16 protein-coding genes and 1 tRNA gene are annotated in these 13,378 nt (G+C 58.6%); 7 read left to right on the plus strand and 10 right to left on the minus strand.

Annotation, left to right across the window (positions count from 1 at the left end):
* The first annotated feature begins 42 nt into the window (after positions 1–42).
* Complete coding sequence (locus tag AB4N48_RS13900) at positions 43–765, plus strand: pirin family protein (protein ID WP_460093670.1); 723 nt, start codon at positions 43–45, stop codon at positions 763–765.
* A gap of 41 nt (positions 766–806) precedes the next feature.
* On the opposite strand, the gene AB4N48_RS13905 is transcribed toward AB4N48_RS13900, so the two are convergent.
* On the minus strand, positions 807–1,313 hold the full coding sequence (locus AB4N48_RS13905; RefSeq protein WP_460093671.1) for a hypothetical protein: 507 nt from the start codon (positions 1,311–1,313) through the stop codon (positions 807–809).
* Positions 1,314–1,493: 180 nt separating this feature from the next.
* Positions 1,494–2,369, minus strand: coding sequence for a LysR family transcriptional regulator (locus AB4N48_RS13910; RefSeq protein ID WP_056784468.1), 876 nt, complete (start codon positions 2,367–2,369; stop codon positions 1,494–1,496).
* Positions 2,370–2,480: 111 nt separating this feature from the next.
* On the opposite strand from AB4N48_RS13910, the gene AB4N48_RS13915 reads away from it, so the two are divergent.
* The 3 genes from AB4N48_RS13915 to AB4N48_RS13925 all read left to right on the plus strand — a co-directional run bounded on the left by AB4N48_RS13915 (position 2,481) and on the right by AB4N48_RS13925 (position 5,798).
* Positions 2,481–3,680 (plus strand): YbfB/YjiJ family MFS transporter, encoded by a 1,200-nt coding sequence (locus AB4N48_RS13915; RefSeq protein WP_252887659.1) that lies wholly within the window; start codon positions 2,481–2,483, stop codon positions 3,678–3,680.
* Between the two features lie 60 nt (positions 3,681–3,740).
* Positions 3,741–4,739, plus strand: a complete 999-nt coding sequence (locus AB4N48_RS13920) for an NAD(P)H-quinone oxidoreductase (protein ID WP_460093672.1) — start codon at positions 3,741–3,743, stop codon at positions 4,737–4,739.
* A 114-nt stretch (positions 4,740–4,853) separates the two neighbouring features.
* Positions 4,854–5,798 (plus strand): alpha/beta hydrolase, encoded by a 945-nt coding sequence (locus AB4N48_RS13925; protein WP_460093674.1) that lies wholly within the window; start codon positions 4,854–4,856, stop codon positions 5,796–5,798.
* A gap of 30 nt (positions 5,799–5,828) precedes the next feature.
* Here AB4N48_RS13925 and AB4N48_RS13930 read toward each other — a convergent pair whose 3' ends face one another.
* Positions 5,829–6,158: a hypothetical protein gene (locus tag AB4N48_RS13930; protein ID WP_041478568.1), complete on the minus strand. Its 330-nt coding sequence runs from the start codon at positions 6,156–6,158 to the stop codon at positions 5,829–5,831.
* 196 nt (positions 6,159–6,354) lie between these two features.
* Here AB4N48_RS13930 and AB4N48_RS13935 point away from each other — a divergent pair, with 196 nt between their 5' ends.
* Both AB4N48_RS13935 and AB4N48_RS13940 read left to right on the plus strand, forming a co-directional pair.
* On the plus strand, positions 6,355–6,630 hold the full coding sequence (locus AB4N48_RS13935; protein ID WP_041478567.1) for a hypothetical protein: 276 nt from the start codon (positions 6,355–6,357) through the stop codon (positions 6,628–6,630).
* Between the two features lie 127 nt (positions 6,631–6,757).
* On the plus strand, positions 6,758–6,973 hold the full coding sequence (locus AB4N48_RS13940; RefSeq protein WP_041478566.1) for a hypothetical protein: 216 nt from the start codon (positions 6,758–6,760) through the stop codon (positions 6,971–6,973).
* Between the two features lie 82 nt (positions 6,974–7,055).
* Here AB4N48_RS13940 and AB4N48_RS13945 read toward each other — a convergent pair whose 3' ends face one another.
* The 3 genes from AB4N48_RS13945 to AB4N48_RS13955 all read right to left on the minus strand — a co-directional run bounded on the left by AB4N48_RS13945 (position 7,056) and on the right by AB4N48_RS13955 (position 9,930).
* Positions 7,056–7,343 carry a hypothetical protein gene (locus tag AB4N48_RS13945; RefSeq protein WP_041478565.1) on the minus strand — a complete coding sequence of 96 codons (288 nt, stop codon included), beginning with the start codon at positions 7,341–7,343 and terminating at the stop codon, positions 7,056–7,058.
* 174 nt (positions 7,344–7,517) lie between these two features.
* A complete protein-coding gene (gene rtcA / locus AB4N48_RS13950) occupies positions 7,518–8,543 on the minus strand; it encodes an RNA 3'-terminal phosphate cyclase (RefSeq protein WP_353187866.1) in 1,026 nt (341 codons plus the stop codon).
* 160 nt (positions 8,544–8,703) lie between these two features.
* Positions 8,704–9,930 (minus strand): RtcB family protein, encoded by a 1,227-nt coding sequence (locus tag AB4N48_RS13955; protein ID WP_460093675.1) that lies wholly within the window; start codon positions 9,928–9,930, stop codon positions 8,704–8,706.
* 195 nt (positions 9,931–10,125) lie between these two features.
* Between AB4N48_RS13955 and rtcR the strand changes: the two genes are divergently transcribed.
* Positions 10,126–11,730, plus strand: coding sequence for an RNA repair transcriptional activator RtcR (gene rtcR / locus AB4N48_RS13960; RefSeq protein WP_423662878.1), 1,605 nt, complete (start codon positions 10,126–10,128; stop codon positions 11,728–11,730).
* Between the two features lie 419 nt (positions 11,731–12,149).
* Here rtcR and AB4N48_RS13965 read toward each other — a convergent pair whose 3' ends face one another.
* The 4 genes from AB4N48_RS13965 to ihfA form a co-directional block, all read right to left on the minus strand.
* Positions 12,150–12,365, minus strand: a complete 216-nt coding sequence (locus AB4N48_RS13965) for a hypothetical protein (protein ID WP_076567342.1) — start codon at positions 12,363–12,365, stop codon at positions 12,150–12,152.
* 206 nt (positions 12,366–12,571) lie between these two features.
* Positions 12,572–12,648 (minus strand) — tRNA-Pro (locus AB4N48_RS13970).
* Positions 12,649–12,737: 89 nt separating this feature from the next.
* A complete protein-coding gene (locus tag AB4N48_RS13975; protein ID WP_003179985.1) occupies positions 12,738–13,094 on the minus strand; it encodes a MerR family transcriptional regulator in 357 nt (118 codons plus the stop codon).
* On the minus strand, positions 13,075–13,377 hold the full coding sequence (gene ihfA / locus AB4N48_RS13980; RefSeq protein WP_002553164.1) for an integration host factor subunit alpha: 303 nt from the start codon (positions 13,375–13,377) through the stop codon (positions 13,075–13,077). The genes AB4N48_RS13975 and ihfA overlap by 20 nt, the downstream gene beginning before the upstream one ends.
* Between the last annotated feature and the right edge of the window lies 1 nt (position 13,378).

Here is a 13,378-nt window from a genome sequence, read left to right on the forward strand (position 1 = left end):
TCCTCACTCGGACGAATTCACGTCCCGCCAGGAGATTTCATCATGCTGACTCTTCGCAAAGCCTCCGATCGCGGCCTCGCCAATCACGGCTGGTTGAAGTCGTTTCACACCTTTTCTTTCGCCAGCTACCGCAACCCGCGTGAACAGGGTTTCTCCGATCTGCTGGTGATCAACGATGACCGGGTCGCCGCCGGCAAAGGCTTTGGCCAGCACCCGCACCGCGACATGGAGATCTTTTCCTATGTGCTCGAAGGCGCGCTGGAACACAAGGACACCCTCGGTACTGGCTCGGTGATCCGCCCCGGGGACGTGCAATTGATGAGTGCCGGCAGCGGCGTGGCGCACAGTGAGTTCAACCACTCGGCCACCAAGCCCGTGCACTTTCTGCAAATCTGGATCGTGCCGGATGTCAGTGGCGCCAAGCCGCGCTATCAACAGGAACACTTCAGCGCGCAGAAAAAACGTGGTCGCCTGCAACTGATCATCTCGCCGGACGGTAGCAATGGCTCCCTGAAAGTCCGTCAGGATGCGCGGGTCTACGCCGGGTTATTTGACGGCGAGGAAAGTGCCACGCTGAAATTGCCGGCCAATCGTTACGCTTACTTGCACGTTGCGCGTGGCAGCGTCGAACTCAATGGCCAAGCCTTGCAGGAAGGCGACGGCGTGCGGGTTCGTGAAGAACAGCTGCTCACCTTGAGCAACGGGGTCGATGCCGAAGTGCTGGTGTTCGACTTGCGGCCTCAGGAGTTGCCGGAAATGCCATGATCTGGCGCGATGCAGAACGGCCTTCCACTGAAGGCCGTTTCTTATTGCGGCGGCACTGCTGAGGGTTGTACGACAGGTTTGGGTGACGATACCTCTTTGCCAATCTGAATCGCTGCCAGCGTGGTTTGTATCGTGGTCAACACCGCCGCCTGATTGGCAAAATGTGCGCCAACCAGCAAGGAAGCCACGCCGAGGAAATGCACAGTGGTGGCAGCCCAGTAATTGGCCTTTACCGTCGATGCCTGTCTGATCGCTTCCCGCGATTCGTCGGCGATTTTCTGCACGCCCATCCACATCAGGTCATAACGCTTGTCCCGTTCCTGCAGGGCCTTGTCCCGTTCAACATAGACCTTGTCCCGCTCTGCCTGAGCAGCCAGGAACCCGCGAATGTCGGCGCGCATTTCTGCCACGCGGCCATCCATCCTCGTCTCGATGGTTTCTATCCTGGCATCGAATTCTTCGCGACTTATGCTGCTCATGATTTGCCTGTCCCGCCCCGCGTCCGATCTGTCCGTGACTGCATATTGATTCACTTCCCTGATTTTCAATTCGACACCTTTCTGCGGCTACGCGGCCTTCCCTGGCTCTTCGTTTCGATGCGTCACTGAGGTCTGCATCGAGCTGCAGTGACAATAGAACTCATCACGGACTACAACAAGCCGGCCCATTCTGTCTCGGACGTAGGCTGTTTCGTCAGCAGTTGTAGCCTCGGCAAAACCCTGAACCACTTATTCGTTTTCCAGCGCAAAAGCCTCAACGATCTGCTCGATGACCGCCCGTACCCGCGCGGTGTGACGCAGGTCGGCGTGGGTGACCAGCCACACTTCATACGGCAGCGGCCGGGTCCGCTCCGGCCAAAGTCTGACGAGGCCATCGCGTTCGCCCATGTATACCGGTATCTCGCCTATCCCGAGGCCTGCGGCAAGGGCTCGACGCACCAAAAGGCTGGAGCTGAGCGTGGCGACGATGCGTCCGCGGGTCAACGGTTCAGAGACCAGCGTGAGGTCTTTTTTGCTCTGTAAGTACGGCTGATACACCACCAGATCATGGCCCTCGAAAGCGTTGCCGGGCTGCGGTTCTCCATGGCGCTCGACATAGGCCTGTGCTGCGAAAAGTCCTACAGGCCAACGGGCGATTCGCCGAGCGATGAGATCCGGGTTATCCGGCCGAGTATTGCGCACTGCGATATCGGCTTCGCGCTTGGCCAGACTGAGGATTTGCGTCGACGCATCCAACTGGATCTGCACGTCGGGGTGCTGGTCATGCAGGCGCGCCATCGCCGGGATGATGAAGTCGATGGCCATCGAGTCGGTGGTACTGACCCGTACGTTACCGGTCAGACGATCGTCCAGCCCGTGGATGTGCCGCTCCAGTTCCAGTGCCGAATGCTCCATTTTTTCCACACTTTTACGCGCCGCTTCACCAACACTGGTCAGCGCGTAGCCATCGGAGGTACGCAGGAACAGCGTCGCGCTCAAAGACTTTTCCAGCGCGGTAATACGCCGCCCGACAGTGGCCTGGTCCACGCCCAGAACCCGTGCAGCACCGCGCAAGGTGGACTCGCGACAGACCGCCAGAAAAACCCGCGCATCATCCCAATTCATGCTGATCCTCATCGAAGCATTTTTGCATCACTCTGCCGCTTAATCGCTGCATATGCGCAGCCAGGATAGCCGATAAGCTGAGCGCCATACACCTCTTGTGAGATCGCTATCATGCGTACTGCAAATTCCTCCGGCATCTGGCTGCCGATCTTCGCCGGGCTTTGCGCCAGCCTGGTCAGCATTGGCCTGGCGCGTTTCGCCTACACGCCGCTGATCCCTTCGCTGATTCAGGCACAGTGGTTTTCCGCCAATGATGTCGTCTATCTCGGCGCGGCCAATCTGGTTGGCTACTTGATCGGCGCCCTGCTCGGTCGGCCCATGGCCCATCGACTGGGTAACCGCAACGCCCTGCGCCTGATGATGCTCGCGGTCACGGGAGCATTTTTTGCCTGTGCTTATCCGCTCTCGGTGAGCTGGTTCTTCGGCTGGCGTTTGCTGTCCGGCATTGCCGGTGGCGCGATCATGGTGCTGGTGGCGGCAACCGTGCTGCCTCACGTTCCGGTGGCGCGCAGAGGTCTGGCCAGTGGCGCAATCTTCCTGGGCATCGGCCTCGGAATCGCCGGCTCCGGGACCATCGTGCCGCCGCTGCTGAGCCTCGGCTTGCAAGCGACCTGGCTGGGACTGGGCGCGCTGGCGTTGTTGCTGACCGCGGTGAGCTGGTTCGGCTGGCCTGCGGATACCGCGCACCCTGTGGCTGCGCACGCAACGTCGGCTGATGAGCCGACACCGCCGGGCGTCTACCTGTTGTTTGCTCAATACGCGTTCATGGCCGCCGGGCTGGTGCCTGCCATGGTGTTTCTGGTGGATTACGTGGCTCGCGGACTGGGCGCCGGGGCGCATATCGGCGCAATGGTCTGGGTGATGTATGGCCTGGGAGCGATTGTCGGGCCGGTGACGTACGGTTTTCTGGCCGACCAGCTTGGTGCACGCACTGGCATTCGCGTGGTGCTGGTAGTTCAAGCCATTGCCCTCGGTTTGCTCGCCGTCTCCCATGCGTTTCTGGCGCTGGCTTTACTGGCGGTGATTCTCGGCTCGTTCCCGCCGGGCATCGTGCCTCTGGCTTTGGCCCGCGTGCATGAGCTGGTGCCGTCGCATCACCGTCAGCAGATCGCCTGGAGCCGTGCCACTGTGTCATTCGCAACCTTTCAGGCGCTGGCCGGGTTTGCCTATTCGGCATTGTTCAATGCCTCGGGCGGCCAGCACACGCTGCTGTTTGTGATCGCCGCTGGCGCAATCGTCGTGGCTCTACTGCTGGAGCTAGCCATGCGCTGGCTGCCCTCTGCTAATGAAACGCGCTGCGCGGCGAACTGAGGGGAATCATTGCACCCTGTCTGCGCTCCCATCTACACGACCTTCTCCACAGGAATAGACATGTCACTGCCTAAAGAAATGACCCGTATCGAAATCACCCAACCCGGCGGCCCTGAAGTATTGCAAGCCAGGCGCGTATCTCTGCCCACTGCTTCCGAGGGCCAAGTGCTGATCCGTGTTCACGCCGCGGGAATCAATCGTCCGGACGCCTTGCAGCGCGCCGGCAAGTACCCGATGAAGCCCGGCATGGACCCGATCCCCGGTCTGGAAGTGGCTGGCGAAGTGGTTGCACTGGGTCCCGGAGTTACGCGGTTCGCTGTGGGCGATCGTGTGTGCGCACTGACCAATGGCGGTGGCTACGCCGAGTATTGCGCGGTTCCGGCCGGCCAGACTTTGCCTGTGCCGGATGGAGTCGATTGGGTCCAGGCCGCCGCAGTTCCAGAAACCTTTTTCACCGTCTGGGCCAACCTTTTCGGCCTCGGCGCCGCCAAGGCCGGGCAGCGCGTGTTGATTCACGGTGGCACCAGCGGTATCGGTACCACCGCGCTGATGCTCTGTCGTGAATTTGGCATCGAGGCGTTTGCTACCGCAGGCAGTGCTGAAAAATGCGACGCGATCCGTCAGCTTGGCGGGCAACCGATCAACTATCGTGAGGAAGATTTCGCCGAGGTCATTGCCCAGAAAACCGCAGATCAAGGCGTGAACGTGATTCTCGACATCATGGGTGGCTCGTATCTGAACGGCAACATCAGCGCACTGGCAATGGATGGCCGACTGGTGATGCTCGGTTTTCTCGGCGGCGCCCGCGCCAACGACATCGATCTGCTGGCGATCCTCGGCAAACGCGCAGTGGTCACCGGTTCGCTGCTGCGCGCGCGTACGGCTACGGAAAAAGCCGCCATCGCCGATCAACTGCAAGAACACGTTTGGCCTGCCCTCAGCGCCGGGCGCTGCCTGCCGATCATCGACAAGGTTTACCCGCTGGCTGACGCGGCTCAGGCCCATGCCCGCATGGAGGGCGGCGATCATATCGGCAAGATTGTGCTGCAGGTGGCGTGATCGATTGCAGCATCTTGTAATCGTTGGGCGTGCACGGTGGTCGAAAAACAGTCACGCGCAGACCGAGGCATCTGGTAAAAAGCGTTCTTTGTCTGCGCTGTGGTGAAACGATTAATGTTCCTGTCCTTCCTGACCCGTCTGCGACGCCGCCGCTTGGCGTTCGCCATGATGGCCGCGCTGATCATTGGCGTGCCGACGAGTTGTGCGGTGCTGGAACACACCGAGCGCAAACTGTTGTTTCGCATCGAGCCGGGCACCGCCGGCTGGTATCGCGGTCTGCCCGGCAGCGTTCAGGAACTCGATCTGCAACCGAAGAGTTTCAAGGCCGGGCAGAACATCCATGCCTGGTGGTGGCCGGCGGAACGTGCCAATGCCCCGGCAATCCTTTACTTGCATGGTGTGCGCTGGAACCTCACCGGACAGTTATTCCGCATAGAACAACTACGCGCGGCGGGCTATTCGGTGCTGGCCATCGATTATCGCGGGTTCGGCCAAAGCAAGGGTGATCTACCATCCGAAAGCAGCGTTTATGAAGATGCCCGCGTGGCCTGGGAGCGCTTCCAGCTGCTGCAACCGGACCCGAACAAGCGCCTGATCTACGGCCACTCTCTCGGCGGTGCGGTGGCGATTGATCTGGCGGCCGAGCTCGGACAGAACGCGGCGCGCAACAACACACCTCTGCCGGTTCGCGGTCTGGTCATCGAATCTACCTTCACTTCTCTCGCCGACATAGCTGCCGCCGTGGCCAACACCTCGCTTCCTGTGCGTTGGCTCCTGTCGCAGAAATTCGATTCCATCGACAAGATCGCCGACATTCACATGCCACTGCTGGTGGTGCATGGCCTGGCTGATGCCTTCGTGCCGCCGCGCTTCAGCGAGCAGCTATTCAATGCCGCAGAGCAGCCCAAACGCCTGCTGCTCGTGCCCGGCGCGACGCACAACAACAGCATGGCGCTTGGCGGCCAGGGCTATCGCAAGGCTCTGGATGCACTGATGCAGACCAAAGCGGCGCCGCGGGTTGCCGGGCCGGCAGTGGCCAAGGGCTCTCGCGATTCCTGAGCTGTGTAAATCAGTCCTGAGAAACCGGCATCAGCGCCGAGCCAACTCATGGCGTACGCATTGTTCGTAATAGGTCTGCTTGACCGCTGCCGGTTTGAGCTTCGAACTGCTGTTGTAGGTCTGCTCGGTAATCCCCATCGCTGTCATGCGCATCCAGGGTTGCTGGAATCGGCGAACCTGCAATTGCTTGCGCGCGCCATACAGCGAAACCCCGGACAGTTTTGATCGCTGCGCACCGGCAGCAATATCCGAGCCCCAGGTGCAGGCAAAGCGATGGCCCTTGCTCAACTCTTTTGCCTGCACTCCCGAGGCGATCAAAGCCAGGGAGAGCGTCACAACGGTGATGACAATCGTGCGCATGTAGCCAACCTAACCTTTTGAAAAAAGGCGATTTTGCCGGTGCGAAACACCTATGGGGGCCAGCAATTTGCCTGCTGTCGCGAGATTTTTGATCCGGCTGAATACAATCAGGCTTCGCCGCTCGTCCAGTACTGCGCACCTTTGGCAGACAGGCTTATCCAAAGCAGTACATACCACCGCGTAGAAGGCCCACGTGATGAACAAGAAAATCTTCGCAATGTCGTTTTTCAGTCTGTGCTTGATTGGCCCGCTCCACGCTTGGGCAGCCGAAACGACAGCGGGCGCTGCCACCCCCGCCACCGCCCTGCCCGGTGTCAATCATGCACAAAGCTCTAGTGACCATGATGAGAAGGCCAACAAGAAAGGTGAAGAGTCTTCAGGCGCCAATGCGGGCTCAGAACCGCACGAGACGGAGAAGGATGCGGCGACGTCGAGCGACTCTGAAGATCTTGAGAAAAAACCCGCTCAGTAACCACGGACTTTGCTATTCATAACGAAATACCGACGCCGAACTAGCGCAATCCACGGTGATATCAATATGATGCGCGCACTGGCCACCATAGAAGGTGGCCAGAGGAAAATACATCCAAGGAATGCAAATGAAAGATTTCGTCATCGGCGTCAACAACATCGTTCTCTACATCGCACTGGCGGTCATCCTGATCGTTTCCCTCTTCATGATGAGCCAGAGCTTTCTTTCGGGTCTCGGCATGTTTGTAGGCGGCACCCTGGGCTGGTGCATCGTCTCTGGCTTCTGGTTCGTGCAATCGGCGACCTACGAAGAACTGCGCAAGCTGAACTCGAAAACCAGCTGATCTGCGCCGAGCATTCGTTAAAGAAAAAGGCCAATGTCATCGACATTGGCCTTTTTATTTCAGCTTCGAAAGGACTGATTAGTCATTGCTTGGTGCACTGAGCGCCCAGTCCCATGCCCATGGAACCCAGGGCAACCATCGGGCCGCTCGGCAGTTCGCACGTATATTCGCCACTTTCGGTTTGCGCGGTGTAGAAGGTTGTATTGAAGTCGCTGCGGATATTTGAAACCTTGATTACGGGTTTACCGATGGTGGTCTGTGCGCGATTCTTGAGATCACTCTCTCCCGGTTTGACGGTCTGGCATCCAGTAACTGCGAGCGCCATTGTTGCGAATAAAGCGAGAACCGGGATAGTCCTTGATGAGTTCATTGCAGATCGACCTTTTTGATTTTCATACCGGAGAAATACTGGCAATAACCTGCCAAGCGAAAGGACTTTAAGGTCGAGCCAGACCGGGGGCAATTAGGTCGGATGTGCTAATGGCTGAAGGCTAGCCTCACCTGCGATGAGGTTGTGCAACTGCTTTCCGGTTGCCGGCCGCTGTTAATCGGTTTGGAAAACGTCTACCCGCAAGCGATCGCCGCCCTCCTCTCGGCAATCGATACGGACCGGCAAAAACAGGTGAATGACTTCGATGTTGCTGCGCAGATGATCAGTCATGCGCGGCGTGGTGAACGATCCGCCACCGGCCAGCGCCATCGGCAACAGCAACTGATCGGCCAGATGCTCAGCGACAGCAGCATTACTGCACAACCAGTCGACGGCCTGATTGATTGCGGCATCGGCCACCTTCTCGGCGCGTAACGACACTTGGCCAAATGCGCTGAACACCTCAGTGACATGCTCGAAAACATACTCCAGCAATAACACATTGCCCGGGCCGCGTGCCGGGTCAAGCGCCACAGGTTGCAGCACCTCCACTGGCCAGTTCAAACGCTTGGCCACCTGACTCAGCTCTCGCTGAGCGACAGTGGGTGCGAGACCTGCGGTCAACGCCAATGCGCGTCGTGAGACTGCCCCGCCGCGCTCACACAGGTCCAGGCGCGTGAGGCGCGAGGGCTGCACCTTCACCGCAATTTCGCCACCGCCAACCGGTACGAAACCATGACGCAGCAACTCCAACTCGACATCGCCGCCCATGCGCCGCAGCAGCGGCAACCAACTGCGCGACAGGAAATCCGTCGGCGGTGCCAGCGGATTATGCGTGCCACCGGAGATCGTCACCCGACTGGCCTTCGATGCCCGCAACAAGGCTGGCAGCAACGTCTGCAGCACCAGCGTGCAGCTGCCGGCCGTGCCGATGGCGAACTGAAAGTCGCCGCCGCGAATTTCGCCCGGTTCGAAGCTCAGGCCTTGCGACCCCAGATGCGCACCAGATATCTGTGCACCACAAATCTCGCCCGCCGCCATCACGGCTGTCAGGTGCTGACGCAGCAATCCCGGACGACTGCGTCTGGCGCGAATCTGTTTAATGCGAAACGCCCGGCCTGTCACCATCGACAGGCTCAGCGCACTGCGCAACACCTGGCCGCCACCGATGGCGCCGTCCAGTTCGATTATCTCTTTCATTGCAAATCCTTACGCGTATAGCCCGACGGTGTCTCTGAGGTACCGTTAAACCGTCGTGGGTCTTCCTGAGTTACGATCAATATTGATAATTCGCGCTTCAGCTCAGCCGCGATGAACCAGCGCACTGCCGACGCAGAATTCTCGCCAGCGCGGTAGTTCCTTAGCCTTTGACGCACACCACCTGACGCAGGGTGTGCAGCACTTCCACCAGCTCACGCTGGGCGTGCATGACTTTATCGATGTCCTTGTAGGCCATCGGAATTTCGTCAATCACCGCTTCGTCCTTGCGGCACTCCACATGGGCGGTGGCGCGGATCTGATCGGCAACGGTGAAGGTATTCTTGGCCTTGGTTCGGCTCATGGTGCGGCCGGCGCCGTGGCTGCAGGAACTGAACGACTCTGCGTTGCCCAGACCGCGAACGATAAAGCTCTTGGCGCCCATCGAGCCCGGAATAATCCCCAGCTCGCCCTTCTTCGCTGACACCGCGCCTTTGCGGGTAATCAGCACGTCTTCACCGAAATGCCGTTCCTTCTGCACGTAATTGTGGTGGCAGTTGACCGCCTCCAGCGCCACTTCGAACGGCTTGCGGATGATCTGCCGCGTGGCCTGAACCACCGCGCGCATCATCAGTTCGCGGTTCTGTCTGGCGAAGTCCTGCGCCCACCCCACTGCTTCCACGTAATCATCAAAGTGCTGGCTGCCTTCTTCGAAATAGGCCAGGTCACGGTCCGGCAGGTTGGCAATGTGCTGACGCATATCGGCTTGGGCCATCTGGATGAACAGGTTGCCGATAGCGTTGCCGACGCCACGCGAACCGCTGTGCAGCATGAACCACACCCGGTTGGCTTCATCCAGGCACACTTCGACGAAGTGGTTGCCACTGCCGAGCGTCCCCAAGTGCCCACGGTTGTTGGTGTTGGCCAGTTTCGGATACTTGTCGGTGATCAGTTTGAAGCGCGGCTGCAACCCCGCCCAGGCCTGATCGGCTTGCTGAGGAATCTCGTCCCAGGCGCCTTTGTCTCGCCGCGAACGATTCGAACTGCGGCCATGTGGCACCGCTTGCTCGATGGCGCTACGCAGTCCGTGGAGGTTGTCCGGCAGATCCGAAGCCATCAGCGATGTACGGGCAGCGATCATTCCACAACCGATGTCGACGCCCACTGCTGCGGGAATGATCGCGCCGACCGTTGGAATAACGCTGCCGATGGTTGACCCCTTGCCCAGGTGCACATCCGGCATCACCGCCAGATGCTTGAAGATGAAGGGCATTTTCGCAGTGTTCATCAATTGCGCGCGGGCTTCATTTTCTACCGGAACGCCTTCGGTCCAGAGTTTGATGGGCTTGCCGTCGGCGACTTCGAGAAGCTGGTAGGTTTGGTCTTTCATATCTTGGTGTCCATGTTCGTTTCCACCAGCATTGCAGCCGCTGTGCCAGCTTTGGATGCGGCTATGGTTTTTTCTGCTATGTTTCTGATTTTAATAGCTTTTATCTCTGATGCGACGCGTCTCGATAATCTATGGAAGACAAATCAGACCAGCAAAATTATCATTGCATATCGTCATTTATCTTATGAGATAAGCATGCCCAACAAACGCACGGTCGCCATCGGATTTATCGGAGCCACCCTGGATCGTGTCGGCAAAGGTGCCAGCCGTTGGAATTATTGGCGACCAAGCGTAGGCCTGTGCCAACAAACAGACCTCCCTATCCACCGACTTGAATTGATTCACGGCCTCGACGCGCGCGACGTCAGCCTCGCCGAGCGCGTTCGAGTGGACATCCAGCAGATTTCTCCAAGCACCGAAGTGCGCCTGCATCCAATGTCGCTGCGCAACCCTTGGGACTTCGAGGAGGTGTACGGCGCCCTGCACGACTTCACCACTGCGTACAATTTTGACACCGAGCACGAGGATTACCTCGTCCACATCACCACCGGCACCCACGTCGCACAGATCTGCTGGTTCCTGCTGACCGAGGCGCGCTATCTGCCAGCCCGGCTGATCCAGACCTCCCCCGCCAAGCGCAAGAACGAGAACGAGCCCGCCTGCGGCACTCACGCGCTGATCGATCTCGATCTGTCGCGCTATGATCGCATTGCCTCACGTTTCGCCAGCAAACGCCTCGAAGGCCTGGAATTTCTCAAGTCCGGCATCGCTACACGCAACCCGGCCTTCAACCGCTCCATTGAACAAATCGAGCGCGTAGCCCTACGCTCAAAAGCGCCCATGCTGCTGATCGGCCCGACCGGCGCCGGCAAATCCTTCCTGGCGCGGCGCATCTACGAACTCAAACGTAACCGTCATCAAATGCAGGGACGCTTTGTCGAAGTCAACTGTGCAACCTTGCGTGGCGACGGCGCGATGTCGGCCTTGTTCGGTCACGTCAAAGGCGCATTCACCGGAGCGCAAAACGCTCGCGATGGCCTGCTGCGCGCCGCAAACGGCGGCATGCTGTTTCTCGATGAAATCGGTGAGCTCGGCGCGGACGAACAAGCGATGCTGTTAAAGGCAATCGAAGAGAAACGCTTCTTCCCGCTGGGCTCGGACAAGGAAGTCGAGAGTGATTTTCTGATAATCGCCGGCACCCACCGCGACCTGCGCAGCCGCGTCGCCGAAGGCCTTTTTCGCGAGGACCTGTACGCAAGGATCAACCTCTGGACATTCGACCTGCCCGGCCTCGCCGGCCGCCGCGAGGACATCGAGCCAAACATCGATTTCGAACTGGAACGCCACGCGCGCGAACATGGGCAACGCGCGCGTTTCAATCTCGAAGCACGCCGACGCTACCTGGCCTTCGCCAGCTCACGTGAAGCAGCGTGGCTGGGTAACTTTCGCGAACTCTCCGCATCGATTACACGGATGGCGACTCTGGCCGATAGCGGGCGCATCGATGAAGCGCAGGTAGACGATGAGATCGATCGATTGCGATATGCGTGGGGGTTGGCGCAACCCACTGCTGTATCAACTGAGTTGCCGGGAGATAGCGATAGCATGGACCTGTTCGATCGCTTACAGCTGAAGGCGGTTATAGAGGTATGCCGGCAGGCGGACAGCCTGTCCGATGCCGGCCGACAGCTGTTCGGTGTTTCCCGGCAGGCCAAGGCGCAACCCAATGATGCCGATCGCTTGAGGAAGTACCTGGCGCGGTTCGGACTTGAATGGGGCAAGTTAGTGGACACGAAGTGAAGCACAGCGCTCTTGATCACACTGCTTCAATGATGACTGTAGAAAAAATGAATTAGCCGCCTGATCTCTCGGTCAAGAATTATGAACGCAGTAAATCTGACGAGGTGACAGCAATGACTATCCAGGCAGAGACACTCGTACAACTGACCGAAGCGCTCCAAGAGCGAGGCATGAAAATGGTCTCAGACGTCCATTTCACCCGCGCACCCTATCGATACAACCATCGCTGGATCTGCATCGTTGAGTGAACATGCTTGTTGCCGGCGCCTGGATCGAAGCGTCCAGCCGCCGGCGCCGCTCAGCTTCGCCCTCCCAAGCCCAAATAACCGTCTGCGCCCGGGGATGTCGATAGAGGGTTGGGCGGCAATAAAAACCCGGCGCGATGGCCGGGTCTCGTGAACTATTACAATTGATCGGGCTTACTTAGCGCCGCCATTATCTCGGCCCGTCTGAGCGTCCTGATCAGAGCCAGGATTGCCGGGTGGCGGATTCCAGTCCTCTGGTCGTTCGTCGGTGCCCTGCTTCGGCTCAGAATCAGCCTGCTCCAGGCCGGAATCATGACCCTCGCCAGAATCAGGGGTTTGTTCGTCTGGTCCCGGATATGGCGCTTCAGGGCCGTTGTTGTCGTCGATCATCATTCTCTCCCGTCAGTGGCGCAGGGGCTGCGCTTAATAAGTAAGAGAAGATCGGCGCACAGAGAGTGCTATTTGCTCGACGAGCGGACTTTCTTACAAATCCAAACACTTGGTGCGAGTCGCAGGCGTGATCGAGTAGCCCCGCAAATCTCACACACATGAAAAAGGCCAATGCTGTGAACATTGGCCTAAGTCATTGAAAAATATGGTCGGGACGGAGTGATTCGAACACTCGACCCCTAGCACCCCATGCTAGTGCGCTACCGGACTGCGCTACGCCCCGACTGATGTTGCACCCCGTTCTTCACCTCGAAGAACGCTCAAGAATATATCGCAAGCTTTTGAAAACTGGAAGTATTCAAACGCAGCTTTTTATTTCTTGAGTACCACCAGCACATCTTCCAATTCGGCAATCATCTGCCGAATCATCTGTTTGTACTGTGTGGTGTCATCTTTGGCTTCGTCGCCGGACAGGCGCAGACGTGCGCCGCCGATGGTGAAACCCTGATCGTAAAGGAGCGCGCGGATCTGCCGGATCATCAGCACGTCCTGGCGCTGATAATACCGGCGGTTCCCGCGGCGTTTGACGGGGTTGAGCTGAGGAAACTCCTGCTCCCAGTAGCGCAGCACGTGTGGCTTTACGGCACACAGCTCGCTGACTTCACCAATGGTGAAGTAGCGTTTGCCCGGGATGACGGGTAGTTCGTCGTTATGACTTGGTTCCAGCATAAGCCTCAACTCGGGCCTTCAACTTCTGCCCTGGACGAAAGGTGACCACACGGCGAGCCGTGATCGGGATTTCTTCCCCCGTTTTCGGGTTGCGGCCAGGCCGCTGGCGTTTGTCCCGAAGGTCGAAATTGCCGAAACCGGACAATTTGACCTGCTCGTTGTCTTCAAGAGCGTGCCTGATTTCCTCGAAAAACAGTTCGACCAATTCCTTGGCTTCCCGCTTGTTCAGGCCCAGCTCTTCATACAGACGTTCCGCCATCTCAGCTTTCGTCAAAGCCCCCATA

The organism is Pseudomonas sp. S2_C11 (assembly GCF_054668395.1).

Excerpts from the sequence above, each read along its gene's own strand:
- AB4N48_RS13900 (WP_460093670.1), top strand. The coding sequence starts at position 43 with ATGCTGACTCTTCGCAAAGCCTCCGATCGCGGCCTCGCCAATCACGGC.
- AB4N48_RS13910 (WP_056784468.1), bottom strand. The coding sequence starts at position 2,369 with ATGAATTGGGATGATGCGCGGGTTTTTCTGGCGGTCTGTCGCGAGTCC.
- AB4N48_RS13915 (WP_252887659.1), top strand. The coding sequence starts at position 2,481 with ATGCGTACTGCAAATTCCTCCGGCATCTGGCTGCCGATCTTCGCCGGG.
- AB4N48_RS13920 (WP_460093672.1), top strand. The coding sequence starts at position 3,741 with ATGTCACTGCCTAAAGAAATGACCCGTATCGAAATCACCCAACCCGGC.
- AB4N48_RS13925 (WP_460093674.1), top strand. The coding sequence starts at position 4,854 with ATGTTCCTGTCCTTCCTGACCCGTCTGCGACGCCGCCGCTTGGCGTTC.
- AB4N48_RS13930 (WP_041478568.1), bottom strand. The coding sequence starts at position 6,158 with ATGCGCACGATTGTCATCACCGTTGTGACGCTCTCCCTGGCTTTGATC.
- AB4N48_RS13935 (WP_041478567.1), top strand. The coding sequence starts at position 6,355 with ATGAACAAGAAAATCTTCGCAATGTCGTTTTTCAGTCTGTGCTTGATT.
- AB4N48_RS13940 (WP_041478566.1), top strand. The coding sequence starts at position 6,758 with ATGAAAGATTTCGTCATCGGCGTCAACAACATCGTTCTCTACATCGCA.
- AB4N48_RS13945 (WP_041478565.1), bottom strand. The coding sequence starts at position 7,343 with ATGAACTCATCAAGGACTATCCCGGTTCTCGCTTTATTCGCAACAATG.
- rtcA (WP_353187866.1), bottom strand. The coding sequence starts at position 8,543 with ATGAAAGAGATAATCGAACTGGACGGCGCCATCGGTGGCGGCCAGGTG.
- AB4N48_RS13955 (WP_460093675.1), bottom strand. The coding sequence starts at position 9,930 with ATGAAAGACCAAACCTACCAGCTTCTCGAAGTCGCCGACGGCAAGCCC.
- rtcR (WP_423662878.1), top strand. The coding sequence starts at position 10,126 with ATGCCCAACAAACGCACGGTCGCCATCGGATTTATCGGAGCCACCCTG.
- AB4N48_RS13965 (WP_076567342.1), bottom strand. The coding sequence starts at position 12,365 with ATGATCGACGACAACAACGGCCCTGAAGCGCCATATCCGGGACCAGAC.
- AB4N48_RS13975 (WP_003179985.1), bottom strand. The coding sequence starts at position 13,094 with ATGCTGGAACCAAGTCATAACGACGAACTACCCGTCATCCCGGGCAAA.
- ihfA (WP_002553164.1), bottom strand. The coding sequence starts at position 13,377 with ATGGGGGCTTTGACGAAAGCTGAGATGGCGGAACGTCTGTATGAAGAG.